The 15,480-nt window shown below is 60.7% G+C and carries 15 protein-coding genes and 1 pseudogene; 9 read left to right on the top strand and 7 right to left on the bottom strand.

Annotated features, from left to right (window positions below):
- Position 1: 1 nt before the first annotated feature.
- From dgcN to OA90_RS12215, 5 genes are all read left to right on the top strand, one after another.
- On the top strand, positions 2-1,003 hold the full coding sequence (gene dgcN / locus OA90_RS12195; RefSeq protein WP_068411473.1) for an N-acetyltransferase DgcN: 1,002 nt from the start codon (positions 2-4) through the stop codon (positions 1,001-1,003).
- On the top strand, positions 1,000-1,986 hold the full coding sequence (gene dgcA, locus OA90_RS12200; protein WP_082837001.1) for an N-acetyl-D-Glu racemase DgcA: 987 nt from the start codon (positions 1,000-1,002) through the stop codon (positions 1,984-1,986). Before dgcN ends, dgcA begins: the two co-directional genes overlap by 4 nt.
- 3 nt (positions 1,987-1,989) lie before the next feature.
- On the top strand, positions 1,990-2,844 hold the full coding sequence (locus OA90_RS12205) for a D-amino-acid transaminase (protein ID WP_068411476.1): 855 nt from the start codon (positions 1,990-1,992) through the stop codon (positions 2,842-2,844).
- 252 nt (positions 2,845-3,096) lie between these two features.
- Entirely contained in the window at positions 3,097-3,597 is a 501-nt protein-coding gene (locus OA90_RS12210) for a twin-arginine translocation pathway signal (RefSeq protein ID WP_068411479.1), read from the top strand.
- Positions 3,598-3,607: 10 nt separating this feature from the next.
- Positions 3,608-4,249, top strand: a complete 642-nt coding sequence (locus OA90_RS12215; protein ID WP_068411484.1) for a ferric reductase-like transmembrane domain-containing protein — start codon at positions 3,608-3,610, stop codon at positions 4,247-4,249.
- A gap of 60 nt (positions 4,250-4,309) precedes the next feature.
- On the opposite strand, the gene OA90_RS12220 is transcribed toward OA90_RS12215, so the two are convergent.
- A complete protein-coding gene (locus tag OA90_RS12220; protein ID WP_068411613.1) occupies positions 4,310-4,651 on the bottom strand; it encodes a hypothetical protein in 342 nt (113 codons plus the stop codon).
- 397 nt (positions 4,652-5,048) lie between these two features.
- On the opposite strand from OA90_RS12220, the gene OA90_RS12225 reads away from it, so the two are divergent.
- The 3 genes and pseudogenes from OA90_RS12225 (at position 5,049) to OA90_RS12235 (ending at position 7,301) form a co-directional block, all read left to right on the top strand.
- Complete coding sequence (locus OA90_RS12225; protein ID WP_244274607.1) at positions 5,049-5,702, top strand: L,D-transpeptidase; 654 nt, start codon at positions 5,049-5,051, stop codon at positions 5,700-5,702.
- Positions 5,703-6,280: 578 nt separating this feature from the next.
- Positions 6,281-6,817 (top strand): annotated as a pseudogene (locus tag OA90_RS12230) (metal-binding protein ZinT); the annotation flags it as partial.
- 127 nt (positions 6,818-6,944) lie between these two features.
- Positions 6,945-7,301: a carboxymuconolactone decarboxylase family protein gene (locus tag OA90_RS12235; protein WP_068411490.1), complete on the top strand. Its 357-nt coding sequence runs from the start codon at positions 6,945-6,947 to the stop codon at positions 7,299-7,301.
- A gap of 269 nt (positions 7,302-7,570) precedes the next feature.
- Here the strand turns inward: OA90_RS12235 and OA90_RS12240 are convergent, their stop codons facing one another.
- The 6 genes from OA90_RS12240 to OA90_RS12265 all read right to left on the bottom strand — a co-directional run bounded on the left by OA90_RS12240 (position 7,571) and on the right by OA90_RS12265 (position 14,740).
- The gene (locus OA90_RS12240; protein WP_068411493.1) at positions 7,571-8,593 is read right to left on the bottom strand and encodes a LacI family DNA-binding transcriptional regulator; all 1,023 of its coding nucleotides are present in this window, start codon (positions 8,591-8,593) and stop codon (positions 7,571-7,573) included.
- Complete coding sequence (locus tag OA90_RS12245) at positions 8,571-10,076, bottom strand: glycerophosphodiester phosphodiesterase family protein (RefSeq protein ID WP_156510470.1); 1,506 nt, start codon at positions 10,074-10,076, stop codon at positions 8,571-8,573. The genes OA90_RS12240 and OA90_RS12245 overlap by 23 nt, the downstream gene beginning before the upstream one ends.
- A gap of 10 nt (positions 10,077-10,086) precedes the next feature.
- A complete protein-coding gene (locus OA90_RS12250) occupies positions 10,087-11,145 on the bottom strand; it encodes an ABC transporter ATP-binding protein (RefSeq protein ID WP_068411498.1) in 1,059 nt (352 codons plus the stop codon).
- Entirely contained in the window at positions 11,145-11,975 is an 831-nt protein-coding gene (locus OA90_RS12255) for a carbohydrate ABC transporter permease (protein ID WP_068411501.1), read from the bottom strand. Before OA90_RS12255 ends, OA90_RS12250 begins: the two co-directional genes overlap by 1 nt.
- Before the next feature lie 11 nt (positions 11,976-11,986).
- The gene (locus OA90_RS12260) at positions 11,987-13,291 is read right to left on the bottom strand and encodes a sugar ABC transporter permease (protein WP_068411504.1); all 1,305 of its coding nucleotides are present in this window, start codon (positions 13,289-13,291) and stop codon (positions 11,987-11,989) included.
- Positions 13,292-13,369: 78 nt separating this feature from the next.
- Entirely contained in the window at positions 13,370-14,740 is a 1,371-nt protein-coding gene (locus OA90_RS12265) for an extracellular solute-binding protein (RefSeq protein WP_068411507.1), read from the bottom strand.
- Positions 14,741-15,286: 546 nt separating this feature from the next.
- Between OA90_RS12265 and OA90_RS28000 the strand changes: the two genes are divergently transcribed.
- Positions 15,287-15,480 (top strand): DUF4372 domain-containing protein (locus OA90_RS28000; protein ID WP_156510457.1); only part of this gene is annotated, 194 nt, incomplete at its 3' end.

A 15,480-nucleotide genomic window follows, 5' to 3' on the forward strand; every position in this document is an offset into this window, starting at 1 on the left:
GATGATTCAAACACCTTATCTCCTCTTCCTTGGAGACGCACCTGACCCTCTTGCTGCAAAAGTTGCGCAGGGAATCAAGGATTGGCGGCCGGAGCATTGCGTTGGTCAGCTGAGACTGGAAGGCAGCAAGGCCGATCTCCATCTGCCTGATCAGACCCTTGAGGAAGCCATTGCCAAGGGCGCCAAGACCTTGGTGATCGGTGTCGCCAATCGGGGCGGTTCCATCTCGCCGGACTGGATGCCGACCTTGATGGCTGCGCTCGAAGCAGGCCTGGATCTGGCTTCGGGCCTGCACAATCTGCTGCGCGACAATACCGACCTTGTCAGGCAGGCAGAAAAACATGGCCGCCGGCTACATGATGTCCGCGTTCCGTCGCAAACCTACGGAATCGCAAACGGAAAAAAGCGATCCGGAAAGCGGGTTCTGGCCGTTGGGACCGATTGCTCGGTCGGCAAGATGTATACGGCCCTTTGCCTTGAAAAGGCCATGCGCGCCAAAGGCATGGACGCAACTTTCCGCGCCACGGGACAAACCGGCATTCTGATTACTGGAGACGGTGTGCCGCTTGACGCGGTCGTGGCCGATTTCATGGCAGGTGCGATTGAAGACATCACACCGGACAATACGGAAGATCATTGGGACATCATCGAAGGCCAGGGAAGCCTCTTCCACATTTCCTATTCCGGCGTCACCTTGGCGCTCATTCATGGTGGGCAGCCCGACGCATTGATCTTGTGCGACGAACCTGGGCGTGCGCATATGCGCGGTCTGCCAGAGTATAAATTGCCCAGTCTGGAAGCGGTGCGAGACAGCGCCCTGCAGCTTGCGCAGATCGCCAACCCCGCCTGCAAGGTCGTGGGTGTCTCGTTGAACACATCCGCACTATCGCCCGATGAGGCGGCGGCCATCTGCCGGCAAACGGAAGACCGGATCGGGCTGCCGACAGTCGATCCGTTCAGACACGGTGCGGACTGCCTTGCAGCCGCGTTGGCGAACATATGACGATGTTTTCCCTGAGAGTCCGGACAGAAGAATTCCCCGTGGCCGGGCGTTTTGCAATTTCGCGCGGCAGCCGAAGCGAAATTCATGTCGTTCTCGTTGAAATCACAGGAGAAGGATATGTCGGCCGCGGGGAATGCGTTCCTTACGCGCGTTACGATGAAACGGTCGAAGGCGTGATTGAGACAATCCTGTCCGTTGAATCTGTTCTCAAAACCGGGATCAGCCGGGAAACGCTCCAGAACCTCCTCCCCTCTGGTGCTGCAAGGAATGCACTGGATTGTGCCCTTTGGGATTGGGAAGCGAAAGCAGCCGGAAAACGTGTTTGGGACATCGCCGGAAGCCCGGAACTCCTGCCCGTAACAACGGCCTATACGCTGTCCTTCGCCCCGCCGGAAGAAATGGCGGCACATGCCTCGAAAAACGCGCACAGGCCCTTGCTGAAAGTCAAACTCGGCGCGGCAAATGATTTGCCTCGAATAGAGGCCGTCCGAGCGGCTGCCCCTCATTCGACCATCATTGTAGACGCCAACGAAGGCTGGACGGCTGACGATTATGAGGCGTTGGCGCCCCAGCTTGTTGCCCACAATGTTGCCCTTGTTGAGCAGCCCTTCCCGGCCGGGAAGGACGACGTATTAAAGGATGTCGAGCGTGTCCTGCCTGTCTGTGCGGATGAGAGCTGTCATGACAGAGCCAGCCTGGAAAGGCTTCGCGGAAAATACGACTTCATCAATATCAAGCTCGACAAGACGGGTGGTCTGACCGAGGCAATCGCCTTGAAAAAAGAGGCGCTCGCAGCCGGTTTCGGGATCATGGTCGGCTGCATGCTGGGGACATCGCTCGCCATGGCGCCCGCGCTTCTGCTGGCACAGGACGCCAAATTCGTCGATCTGGACGGGCCTCTTCTACTTTCAAGCGACCGGCCGAACGCCCTGACATTCAAAGGTTCTCTCATTGAACCACCAACCCAAAACCTCTGGGGTTAAACCATGCGCACAGTTTATGTGAACGGAGACTTTCGTCCGGAAAACGAAGCGATGATCTCGATTTTTGACCGCGGTTTTCTGTTTGCTGATGCAGTATACGAAGTGACGACGGTCCTGGAAGGAAAGCTTGTCGATTTTTACGGCCATATGGCACGCCTGCGCAAATCGCTGTCCGAACTGCAGATTTCCCTGTCTTTGTCAGAGGCCGACCTTCTCGATATTCATCGGAAACTGGTGTCAAAAAACAACATCACGGAAGGCCTTGTTTACCTGCAGGTGTCTCGCGGTCCGGCCGATCGGGACTTCGTCATCGCAGAAGATGCCGAAACACCGGGCGTTGTCCTGTTCACCCAGGAAAAGAAACTGGTCGACAACGCGCTGGCGCAGCGGGGTCAGAAAATCCTGACCGTTGAGGATCAAAGGTGGCGGCGTTGCGACATCAAAACGGTCCAGCTTCTTTATTCCTCGCTTGTGAAAACCGAGGCCCATCGAAAAGGCGCTGATGACGTCTGGATGGTGCTTGATGGCGAGGTGACGGAAGGCTCGTCCAACAACGCCTATATCGTTACGGAAGACAACACCATCGTAACCCGGGCGTTGTCCAACGACATTCTGCACGGCATTACCCGACAAGCGGTCTTGCAATGCGCTCGAGAACTGCAGTTGAAAGTGGAGGAGCGCAGTTTCACAGTGGACGAGGTCAAGGCGGCAAAAGAAGCATTTTCGACCTCCGCGACCGGTTTCGTTAATCCGGTTGTTGAAATCGACAGCGATGTCATCGGCAAGGGAACGCCCGGTGAGGTCGCCTCAAGACTGCGGCAAGTCTATCTAAAGGCCAGCCTCGCCGCGGCAGTATAGAGCTGTATATGCCTGGGAAACACCGCTGAGGCTGAATATGAGTTACTGGATTTGGTCTGGTTGCCTGACAATTGCCTGACCGGTATCCTCGTCCTGCACGAGATCGCCTGATGCTGGTCTGCGGGCACGACACACGCAACCGTGAAGCATCTTCGGCAGGGTCGCCTCGGAATCGCCTGCATGCACACTATATCTTGTGAATGCGAGGCTCGCCCGTGCGGACGCCTCAAACTGTTCGACAGGAGAGACCTGATGACCACCGATTTCATCTCCCGCCGCACGCTTCTGGCCGCAAGTGGTGTTGTGGGTGTTTCTGCCCTTGTTGCCGGCACATCCCGATTGATTGTACCAGCGGAGGCCAAGGGCCTCGCGCCGACGCGGTCCATGCGCGGCGGGTCGAACAATTATCTTCCCGGCGCCCCCATCGTGAAGCGGATCGGCGGCGGCGGGTTCCGGATGACCGGCACTGTACGCCGCGCGGGCGACGGTGCCCCGCTTGCCGGGCAACGCATCCAGATCTGGGCCCATACCACCGAAGGCCACGAGCGCGACAAACGCAGCCACGGGGCGACGCTGACAGACGCCAACGGCGTCTTTTACATGGACATGCCGCAGATCGTTCCAGCCTTCGGCCAGCCACATGGGCATCTTGCCTATGACGGCGGCGATTTCGAAACCGTGTTCCTGCGCCCGGTGATGTCGAGCGCGAAGGACACTGTCCTCGAGGCCCATTTCGTGCTTCAGCCTGCCTGAGCCGGCGGGAATGCCGACAGCCAGGCGCCGGGCCCGTGCGTTCCTGATATGGGCCGCGCTTGCTGCAGTGCTCCTCGTCCCGTTGGTCGCGGCGGTGGCGAGCCCGCTGCTGCAATGGCGCCAGCCGGTCTATATCGCCGCCGGATTCGCCGGGATTATCGCGATGTCCCTGCTGCTGCTTCAGCCTCTTCTGGCGGGCGGATATCTACCGGACCTTGCTGGCCCGCGCGGACGGCGTATCCACCGCTGGACCGGCGGCCTGCTGGTGGCGGTGGTGATTGTCCATGTCGCCGGCCTTTGGATCACCAGCCCGCCGGACGTGATCGACGCGCTTTCGTTCCGCTCTCCGACACCGTTCTCCGTCTGGGGGGTGATCGCCATGTGGGCGGTCTTCGCCGCCGCGATGCTCGCCATTTTCCGCCGCCGCCTGCGCCCGCGTGTCTGGCGGCGCGCTCACACCGGTCTTGCGTTGCTCATCATCACTGGCAGCGTGGTGCACGCGCTGTTGATCGAAGGCACCATGGAGACGCTGTCCAAGGCCGGGCTGTGCTTGCTGGCGGCGGCAGCGACGGTGATCGTGGCGGCGGATCTCGGAGGCTGGGCGCGGAGACAGCGCCCGCGACCCACAGATCCCTCAGAGCGCGGCCAGTAGCGCCTCGAGGTCCACCAGTTGCAGCCCGGGCGCCTCTTCCCAGGGTAGCTTGAAGACCCGCTAGTCTTTTTTCGGGATTGGAGCGTCCGGACCGTCATAGACGAACAGCAGCCCGTCGGCCCGTCCCTTGGTGTCCGTGATAATTGCGGGAGAGATTTTCCGGCTTCTGAAAGCCGCGCTCAACACTTCCGCCTCCGTGAGCGAGAGCGCTGCCATCAGGTGTAGGACAGTCCGCTTGCCGCTGTCCCTCCCTGCGCCCATCTCACTTCGCAGGTGATTTTCAAGGGCACGTCTTTGACGAATTTGCTGATAGAGAAACCGCCCATAAGCAGTCGTTGCCACGACGGCGGTCAGGATCGCCGCCCAATTCGCCACGATGCCGAGACCCTCGTTATACGCCATCCCGCAACCTCCCTGTTGAGCGCAAGTGTCTTCGATGCGCAGACGCCAGCATAAGGCGAGTCCCGGCACGGCCCTGGCGAAAAAGAGCGCGGCGAACGACAGCTGATCGATCGGACACGCTGCGGGCACCCGCCTGCGCCCGCGCGTCGCTCTGGCGTTTCCCCAAGTTTTCGGCCTTCCTTGTTCGGACCGGTGTTCACCGAATTCGTGAACGGGCGGGAACCGGATTGCCCTAGCGTTAACAACCCGTTTACCATAATGATGTTTTTTCAAATTCAGGTAGCGTATTCGATTTATCCCTTGTCAGGTCCCCGAGGCCGCCCTTGTTGTGCCAGAGACTGCTCATGAACCCGGAGCTGCGAGGCGCTGAGGAAAGGACATTCAATTGGTGTCACATGTGAGCCGCCGCAGCTTGATTGCCGGCATCCCGCTGCTGCTTCTGGCCGCCTGTGAGGGCCGCAACAGACCGCCGATCTCGGCCGGGCTGACGACGCTGGCGGATGGAACGCCGGATTACGCAACGGCCTATGCGCCGATCACCGACGGCGGCTTTTCGCTGCCGGCCATCCAGTATCAGAAGTTCGATCCCAAATATCTGCGCCAGGTGGTGTTTTATCCCTCTCGGCATCCGGCCGGGACGATCATCGTCAATCCACAGCAGAAGTTCCTCTATTTGATCCAACCCGGAGGCCGGGCGATCCGCTACGGCATCGGCGTCGGACGGGCCGGGTTTTCCTGGAACGGCGAAGCGGAAATCCGGTTCAAGCGGGAATGGCCGAAGTGGTTTCCGCCCGACGAGATGATCGAACGCGACCCGAGCCTTGCCAAATACGATGACGGCCAGGAGGGCGGCCCAAGCAATCCGATCGGCGCCCGGGGGCTGTATCTGTGGCAGGGAAACAAGGACACGCTGTACCGGATCCACAGCACCAACCAGCCCTCCAGCATCGGCACCAACGCCTCCAGCGGCTGCATCCGCATGTGGCACCAGGACGTCATCGACCTTTATGACCGCGTCGATATCGGTGCGACGGTGATCGTGCTCGGGTAGACGTTTTTCTGTTGACCGCGGACTCCCTCCTCGCGCTGTCCCGGACTTGATCCGGGACCTTGTCCACACCCGGCCCACGCAGGCCCCGGATCAAGTCCGGGGCGGCGGAGAGCAAGGCTTCGGCAGAGCGGTTTGCTGCCACCCCACCGGAAGAATGCGCCGGATTCCTCCCATCCCAGCCTTCGAGCCTTCGAGCCTTCGAGCCTTCGAGCCTTCGAGCCTTCGAGCCTTCGAGCCTTCGAGCCTTCGAGCCTTCGAGCCTTCGAGCCTTCGAGCCTTCGAGCCTTCGAGCCTTCGAGCCTTCGAGCCTTCGAGCCTTCGAGCCTTCGAGCCTTCGAGCCTAACAACTCCCATTGCCACACCGCGTCAATTGGGTTAAATCCTCATTTGTAATGTTATAACATTATGCTTCTTCGACGCGAAGTGTTCTCCCAAACACCCTGGAAAGGTTCACAACCATGCGAATGCTGATCGGCATGCTGGCTCTCACGCTGGCGATCGGAACGATGCTGCCCGCAACGGCGCAGACCCAGAAAAGCCCCTAGGCAGACGAAACCGCGGCCCACGATCACAGCCACGACAAGGAGGTTTACAAAGGCTACTTCGAGGATAAGCAGATCCAGCCCCGCGAGTTGTCCGACTGGGAGGGCGATTGGCAGTCCGTCTACCCCTACCTGCAAGACGGCACCCTGGATCCGGTCATGCAGCACAAGGCGGAGCATGGCGGCAAGACCGCGCAGGAATACCGCGCCTATTACGAGACCGGCTACCGGACCGACGTCAACCGTATCGTCATCGACGGCAATGAAGTCACCTACCACAAGAGCGGCGAAAGCGTTGCGGGACAATACGCATCCGACGGTTTCGAGATCCTGACCTACAAGAAGGGCAACCGCGGGGTGCGTTTCATCTTCCGCAAGACCGGCGGCGACGAGGCCGCTCCGGACTTCATCCAGTTCAGCGATCACCGTATCGCCCCGGCAAGGGCCGAACACTACCACCTTTACTGGGGTGACGACCGCGCCGCCCTGCTGGAAGAGGTCACAAACTGGCCGACCTATTATCCCGCCGCGCTCAGCGGGCAGCAGATCATCGACGAGATGACGGCTCACTGATCGAAAACCATCCGGTGCGCCGATGGCGCACCGGTCCCGGACTCTCCTTGAGCAACATCAACGCCCCTGCGCGCTCCGCCGATTATGCTTCCTGACGACTTTTTCCAGAACGCAAGGAGTTTCGAGCATGGCCATTTCAGACTGGACCGCATTCGTAGACCAGACCGACGCCCGCATGGCGGAAGTGCGCAAGGGAGCGCCGGATCTCGCCAAGGGCTTCGGCGCGCTGGCGGCGGCGGCAACGAAACCGGGAGTGCTCGACGCCAAGACAAAGGAGCTGATCGCGCTCGCCATCGGCATCACCGCGCGCTGCGACGGATGTCTGGCCTATCACGCCCGCGCCGCCGCCCGGCACGGCGCCAGCCGTGAGGAGATCCTCGAGGTGATCGGTGTCTCGATCTATATGGGCGGCGGCCCGTCGATGATTTACGGCGCCGAAGCGCTGGCCGCTTTCGACGGGCTTGCGGCGGTGACCGGCGGCTGACATTGCGGGCCGAACTCTGAAGTCGCCCGGATCTGTTTATCCCGCGTGGCGTCGGTGATCAGCGACTGCGCCTCGCGCGGCGGCTTGCATCGCCGTTCGAAAACATGCTGCTGCGCACCAGCCCGCGATGACAGCAGCAGGACTGCCAGGACGCCACCACTCCGCACGAAGGAAGAATACCGGTTCCCGGCGCAGCAAGTGCTCGGATGTGTTCAGACCGCTGATCTCCTCATTCGGCGTCCGGCAAGAAACAGTCTTTGCGTCGCTCCTCAGGACAGTTTCCGCGTCGTTCCGCGCTCGACCAGCGTCACGCCGCAGGTGCGGATCTGCGGTGGTGTGTCCGGTTCTTCCAGGCGCTGCATCAGAATATCCAGCGTCGCCTCGCACAGGTCCCGGCGGCTCTGGAAGACGGTAGTCAGATCGTAGGCCTTCCAGGAAGCCTGCGGAATATTGTCGTAGCCGATCATCTGAATATCCTCCGGGACCCTCAGTCCGTGCTCATGGCGCAGACCGTCGAGCACACCGAGGGCGAGGTAGTCGGCGGTGCAAAAAATGCCGTCGATGCCGCCGCGCACGCGGTGCACGGCGGCGGATGCGCCTAGCCCGCCCTCATAGGACTGGGTGCCGCAGGCAATCCGGGTCACGGAAACGCCTCTGGCTTTCCCCGCCTCTTCGAAAGCCAGCACCCGGCCCTTGATCGAATAGGAGGAATGTTCCGGGGTGACGACGGCAAGTCTCTCGCAGCCGCACTCCAGAAGGTGCTCCAGCGCCATTCGGCCGCCGGCATCGAAATCGGTCACCACCCTGTCGACCGGCGCGCCCGGATCGCGCTTGTTGACCACCACCAGCGGAACCCCGTTCTGAAGGCATTCCCGGCAGATTTCCTCAGAAGGCGTGTCGGACGTGACGATGACGCCGGCAACGCTGTATTGCAGCAGCGAACCGATCAGCTCCGCGACATCGGTGGAAGGTTCGCCCCTGAGCAGGATGGGCCGGAAACCGAGCTCCAGCAGACCTTGTGTCAGAAGATCGATCTGTTCGGCGCGAAACGGATTGTCCAGATCGGCGGCGACAACGCCAACGAGGTCGGACTTCTGCTTGTGCAGCGACCTGGCCAGAACGTTGACCCGGTAGCCGAGCTGGCGGGCCGCCGCCATTACCTTGTCGCGGGTTTCCTTCGAAACGCTGGCGCCATCGGTGAATGTGCGCGAAACGGCGGAGCGCGACACACCGGCCAACCGGGCGACGTCGAAGGAATTGATCTGTTTCCTAGGCCCTGAGGCGTCTGACATCCATTCTTCCGTCATTTTCCTTGCCGGCAAGCAGGCGCGCCAACAGGAAAGGTTCGTTCACGTTGACAAGATCCGGGTCGAGCGCGAGCAGGCGCTCCATCTCGATGGGATCGCTGCCCATATAGGCCACCATGGCCTTCTTTCCGGCCTTGCGCACTGTTTCAAGATCCGAGCTGTTGGCATTTCCCCGGTTGAATTCGATGATATCGGCATCGAAGGCGGCAAGACAGGCGTCGAGGGTTTGAAAATCCTCCGGCCGGGCCATCAATCTGGCCTCGGGAAAACTCTTCCTGATCTGCTGCAGCCAGTCCTCATTGGCGGACCAGAAAAACACATCCTCGGCCGCCATCCGATCCAGAACCATACGCGCAGTCTTCACGGGATCGGCCTGCTTGAGCTCGACATAGAGCTTGCCACCTGCCGCAAAAGCCAGGTTGAGGATCTCGGCAAGCCGGGGCACCCGCTCATTCCTGTAAAACGGATCGAACCAGATTCCGGCGTCAAGGGGCGTCAGTTGCGCAAGCGTTTTTCCGGCAAGGTCACCCGCGCCGGACGTCGTGCGCTGCAAAAGCGGGTCGTGATGAACCACCGGTTCACCGTCCGACGTTTCCCGGACGTCGATTTCGACAAAGTCGAAACCGGCGGCCCAGGCGGCCCGCGCCGCACTTCTTGTATTTTCAGGGGCGATGCCGCAGGCGCCGCGATGGCAGACGATCTCCGGGCGCCGCCGGCCTTCGGATTTATACCGCGTGACCATTTCCGGCTGGTCAGAGCAGATACCCAGGATGGGCATCTTCACCAGCGCCTCGACGACATCGACGCGCTCCTCATGCCAGGTGACCACCGGAAGGCCCCGTTCGCGAGCCCTGGTGAAAAAGGCATCGTCCAGCAACCTGTCCGGCCGGTCCCCCGCCCGTTCCCAGCAGGGATGCACAATCTGCGCCCCGCATGCGTCCGCGATCGCAAAAGGGTCCCTGCCGAGCCCGACAAGGATGGACACCGGATAGGCACAGCCGGCGGTGAGCAGTTCGGCGCAATAGTCCGGCGTGTTCGCTCCGACGATCGCCCGCGCGATGCGGTTGTCCAGAAGGATATCGACGGCGCGCGAGGCGGCCTCCCCCTCCTTGGCGTCCAGATAGATGCCCGCGCCCGACCGCGCCGCCAGGGCGGCGATATCCGCAAACAGCGGGGCGGGGCGTCCGGCGGCCGCCGTCAGCTCCACCAGGGCTTCGGCGGTTACATCGCCTATGCGCAGGTCCCTGCCGCACATGTTTTTCAGGTCAGCATCATGAAAGGCCACCGGTACGCCGTCGGCCGTCAGCCGGACATCGACCTCCCACATGTCGGCGCCGAGTTCCTGCGCCACTTCAAAGGCACGCAGCGTGTTTTCGAACGCATAGGCGCTCGCGCCGCGATGGGCGATTGCCAACGGCGGGCGGTGCGCGTCGTGAATCCAGGTCCCGTCCGGGCGAAACTGCGTCATGATGATGCCCTCAAAGCCGGTTGCCGTCTGGACCGAAGGCCAGGACCCTGTCCTGCTCAATCCCCCAGGAGACTTCCTGACCCAGTCTGAATCCGGCGTTCTGGGACTGAATGGAGCGCAGAACGGCACCGTTTTCCAGCATCACATCGTATAGCTCCTCCCGGCCCTGGGTTTCGACAAAGCTGACCTTGCCCGGGACCTTGAGCGGGTTACCCGGCTGGAAGAATTCCGGCCGGACGCCGAAGCGCATCGGCGCGCCCTCGCCGGGAATTTCAATCCCGGAAGGCACCGGCAGGGTGACCTGTGAATTCGCCAGCCTGAACTCCCCATCGGCCACGGTTCCGTCCAGAAAGGCGATTGGCGGATTGCCGAGGAACCCGGCGACAAAGTCGGACGAGGGATTTTCGTACATGTCTTTCGGCGTGGACAGCTGCACGATCTGTCCCTTGTCCATGAGGGCGATGCGGTCGCACATGGACATGGCCTCCACCTGGTCATGGGTCACCAGCACGGCGGTGATGCCGGTGGCAAGCTGGATGCGCCGGATTTCGGAGCGCATCTCCAGGCGCAGCTTGGCATCAAGGTTCGCCAGCGGCTCGTCCAGAAGCAGAATGTCCGGCTTGCGGATCAGCGCCCTGGCCAGGGCGACCCGTTGCTGCTGACCGCCGGAAAGCTGCATCGGGCGCCGCTGCAGCAATTCACCGATATGCACCAGACCGGCGATCTCCTGCACTTTCCGGTCGACCTCGGCCTTGCTCTCCTTGCGCACCTTCAACGGGAAGGCGATGTTCTCGTAGACGTTCATGTGCGGATAAAGCGCGTAGTTCTGGAACACCACGCCGACATTGCGTTTCTGCGAGGAGACTTCCGTGACATCGGTATCGCCGAACATCAGACGGCCGGCGTTCATCCGGTGAATGCCGCAGATGGCGAACAGCGTCGTCGACTTGCCGCAGCCAGACGGCCCCAGCAGGGCGAGCATTTCGCCATCCCCGATTTCCAGCGACATGTCCTCGATGACAGTGGTGTCGCCGAAGGATTTGGTGAAGTTTTCGATTGAAATTCGCATCAGCCCTTCGTGCCTCCGCCATAAATGTTCATGAGTTGCTTGTTGAAGATCAGGTAGATGATGATCACCGGCAGCGCGTAGAAGACGCCGACGGACTTGAACATGTTGAAGTCCGGTTTCATGTCGTCGAAGATCAGGTTCGAGAGATAGGTGGACAGCACCTGCGCGCTGCCGCTCGGGGCAAGCACCTGGGGCAGAATGAACTCGCTCCAGGCGGACAGGAACACGAACACGGAAAGGGCCGCCACACCTGGCTGGACCTGCGGCAGCACCAGCTTCCACCACACGGTGAAGCGGCTGGCGCCGTCCTGCAGGCCGGCCATCTCTATTTCCCAGGGCACGTTGTCGAAAAAGCCCTTCATGATCCAGATGCCGAGCGGCAATTCCAGCGCGGCCTTGACCAGAATGACGCCGATCAGCGTGTTATAAAGACCGATCATCTGCAGGATCAGGAAGATCGAGATGATCAGCGTGATGGTCGGAAAGGCGTGCAGCGTCAGGATACCGCCCAAAAAGAAGCGCTTGAACGGCAGGTTGAGACGCGACAGCGCATAGCCGGCGGTGACGGAGGCCGACACATTTATCAGCGTCGTGCAGGTGGCGAAAATGAAGGTGTTGAGGGTCACCGTCCAGATACTGACACGGCCTGTCTCCGGTTCCTCCCACAGGAAGCGCCAATGGTGAAGCGTGAACCGGTCCGGGATCAGCGATCCGGCGGTCGTATCCGTGACCGTGTCGACAAACAGGTACACATACATGATCACCAGCGGCATCGAGATCACGGTCAGGATCAGGTACAGGGGCCAGGAACGGAAATTCGAGGACGTCATGGCGGCCCTCCTCACTGTTCGATCCGTGGCTTGGCCACGAGATCGTTGAAGTTGAAAATGCGCAGGTAGACGAGCGATGCCAGAATGCCGACGATCACCAGCATCAGCGCCATGGCGGCACCCAGGCCGTACTGAAGATTGCCCGCGTAATTGTCGAGCGCGGTATGAAACGCCATCAGCGACCAGACTTCCGTCGCGCCGCCGGGTCCGCCGTCGGTGGACAGCAGGATGTATTCGAAACTCGTCAGCAGCGAGAGGGTCGAATAGGCGCAGATGAACATGATCGGCCAGCGCAACTGCGGCAGGATGATGTAGCAGATCTGCTGCCAGCGCGACGCGCCATCGACCTCGCTGGCGTGGAGCATCGATTGCGGGATGGACTTGATCGCACTGCCGAACAGGATCATGCCGAGCGAAGCACCGACAATGCCGTTGATCAGCACGATGAACACCCAGGCGTTGACGCCGGTGTCCAGCATCCAGTTTCTCGGCGGCACGCCGAAATTGGCGAACAGGGAGGACAGAAACCCCGTGTCCCAGGCAAGCCACTTCCACATGAGCACGAAAATCACGTTTGGCAGGATGCGCGGCAGAAACCAGATGGCGCGGAAACTGGTCGCCGAGGAGGACGGCAGATAGAAGGTTGTGATCGCCAGAAACAGGCCCAAACCGACGGAGGCCGCGAGCGTCAGCACCACATACAACACGGTGTTGCCTGCAACGCGCCAGACGTAGGGGATCTGCGCCATCAGCGCGAAGTTGTCGGATGTCCAAGTCCAGCCTGTATAGATGGTTTTTGTCAGCAGCTCCTGCTGATCCGGGGTCATCTCGATTCCGTTATCCGTAACCGCGCCCACAAGTCCGCCAGCCGTTTCGAAACGGATGTTGAGGACGGAGCGCTTGAAGAGGTTCGCGGCTTTCTTGATGTCGCGTGTCGATCTCGGCCGGGATTTCAGCTTGCGGAAGGCCCGTTCCAGATCGCGGCGGCTGGAAAACCGCTCACCGAGCATCTGCGAGCCCACCTCGTTGGCAAATTGCTCGCCATAGGCGGCGGCCGCCGCGGTGATGCCGGCATCGTCAACGACGAAGGATTCCTTGCCGAGCGTTTCGACGAAGCTCTCCTGCGCCCCCGCATCGGCCAGCTTTCTCAGCGATGCCGCGTTGATTTCATACGCGCCGCCGCTGATGCCGGTCGCCGTACTCATGTTTGTGAAGGAGAACATCACGGTCAGAAGGACCGGGATCAGGAAAAGCATAAGAATGATCGCAAGGGCCGGCGAAAGAAAGCCGAGGCCCAGCAGATGTGCGCGCCGCATAAGGAAACTCCTGAAGCTCCCGGGCGGCGGAGCGCATGACGCCGCCACCCGGTTTCCGGTGTCAGATCGAACGTCTGATCAGCGAATGATCACTTCGTCGCCCAGAGTCGCCTTCATTTCGGCTTCGACTTCGGCCACGGCCTCTGCCGGGGTCCTGGTGCCGGTCCAGGCGGTTTCCAGACCCTTGAACATGATCTGGGAGAACTGGCCGTAACCGGTGTGGTTCGGCTGCGCGTTGGCCTGGCCGAGCAGACGCTCGGTGGCTTCCGCCGCCCAGCGGTCGTTGGCATAGAGTTCGATGTTGGACTGTTCCCTGGCAATGCCGAGGTGAGCCGACTTGATCGCATGCAGCGTGTTGATGCGCGGCTCGGACGCGATCTTGATCAGCTGGGCTGCAATTTCGACATCGTCCTCATCGTCCTGCGCGGTCAGGAGATAGGCCAGCGGATGGGTGATGGTGTTGGCGCGGCCATTTTCATTGCCGGCCGGGATCAGCGTGAACTGGATGTTGCCGAAGAAATCGTCGAGGCCTTCCTTGCCGGTGTAGCGGGCATAGTGCCAGGTGCCGCCGTGCCAGGTGGCCGCCTTGCCGCTGGCCACTTCCGCGTACCACTGGTCCCACTCGGTGCCGATGTGGTTCTTGCGGGTGACCTTCGCCTCAACGGCATCGACGAAAAACTGGTAGAAGTCGGTCATCGCCTGCTTGTCGAGCAGCAGCTTGCCGGTGTCCTTGTCGAGCAGCTCACCGCCGAAGGACTGGTAGAACTGGGCGTAGTCCGGGCCGTTGGAAACGCGCGGGTAGAAGCCGTAACCTTCTTCCACGAGCTCCATCTCGACAGCCTTTTTGGCGTCTTCCAGAACGTTGGCGAGCGTGTATTCGCCGGATTCGACCTTGGCCGGCAGAGCTTCGATCTCCGCGTCCGAGTAGCCGAGCTGTTTCATGGTGTCCTTCCAGAAGAAGAACGGACGGCTTTCCGCATCCTGCGGCAGGCCGTAGACGACGTCGTTGTAGGACGTGATCTCGACCAGGTTGTCATAAAGGTTGTTCAGCGGCCAGGCGTCCATGTCGACATAGTCCTCGACCGGAACGATCAGGCCCGCCTGGCTCCACGGAGCGATGTCCAAGTGGCTGGTGACGACAATGTTCGGCGCATCGCCGGCTTCGGCGGCCAGTGTCACGGCCTGCTTGAAGGCAGCCCAGTCGGCAAAGTCGCGTTTCTTCTCGACCGTGATGTTCAGCTCTTCGCCGAGGATCTCGTATTCGCGTTCCAGCATGTCCGCCGCCATCTCGATGGCATCGAGCCGGTAGACGTCACTGTCGTTGGTCCCCCCGGCCCAAACGGTGATGGTCAGGTCTTTCGCGAAGGCGTCACCGGCAAAGGATGCCGCGGTGACGGCCAGAACGGCAGCCGCTGTGGACTGGCGCAGTTTTGAAACTAGAGTTGTCATCTGATCTCGCCTGCTGTCTGTTGCGCGGCGTCCCTCCCGGAGGCGCCAAGCGCAGTATAGGTATTTTTTGCACACGTGTGCAAACGCCGTTCTAAAGCGGGCAGATTACGGAGATATGACAATAGGACGGGAAATCGAAATTCCGGCTGCGAATGAAGCGAAAGAGCGGATATTGCAACCGGTGTCCGGTCAGGCGAAGAGATCGATACGGTCTCAGCCATCCCGGCTTGCGCTGTTTCTCCCTGACAGCAAGATCATCACATTTGACTGGATAGATGCAGCAAAGACTGGCGTCATCCCCTGCCTCGCTTCGCTCGCCTGAAACCCGAACCACATTTTTCCTGCGTCATGCCATGGCTTGACCATGGCACCCATGCCGCTTCATCGCCCCGGCCTTCAGCTTCACCTGTTCAAATGTCACGGCATGGATTGCAGGGTCTGGCCCACTGCTGTCCGGTTTAAAAATCTAGACAGAGCGCATGACATTGATTCTACTCGGTTTCAGACGTTTGGCCGCGTTTGAGACACGAACAGAGGATCAATGTCATGCGCCATCACAATAGCGTTTTTCATCAAGTGCTGAAGCATGTTCCTTGGGGCGAGTTCAATCGCCTTGTGGATGAGCATAAAGCGGACCACCGCGTCCGCCGTTTGACGACGAAGACCCAGTTTCTGGCCCTTTTGTTCGGCCAGCTTGCAGGCGCGCAGAGCCTCAGGGAGATTGAGACCGGTCTGATGAG

It is taken from the genome of Labrenzia sp. OB1 (assembly GCF_001624695.1).
In the GTDB taxonomy this organism is placed as follows: Bacteria; Pseudomonadota; Alphaproteobacteria; order Rhizobiales; family Stappiaceae; genus Roseibium.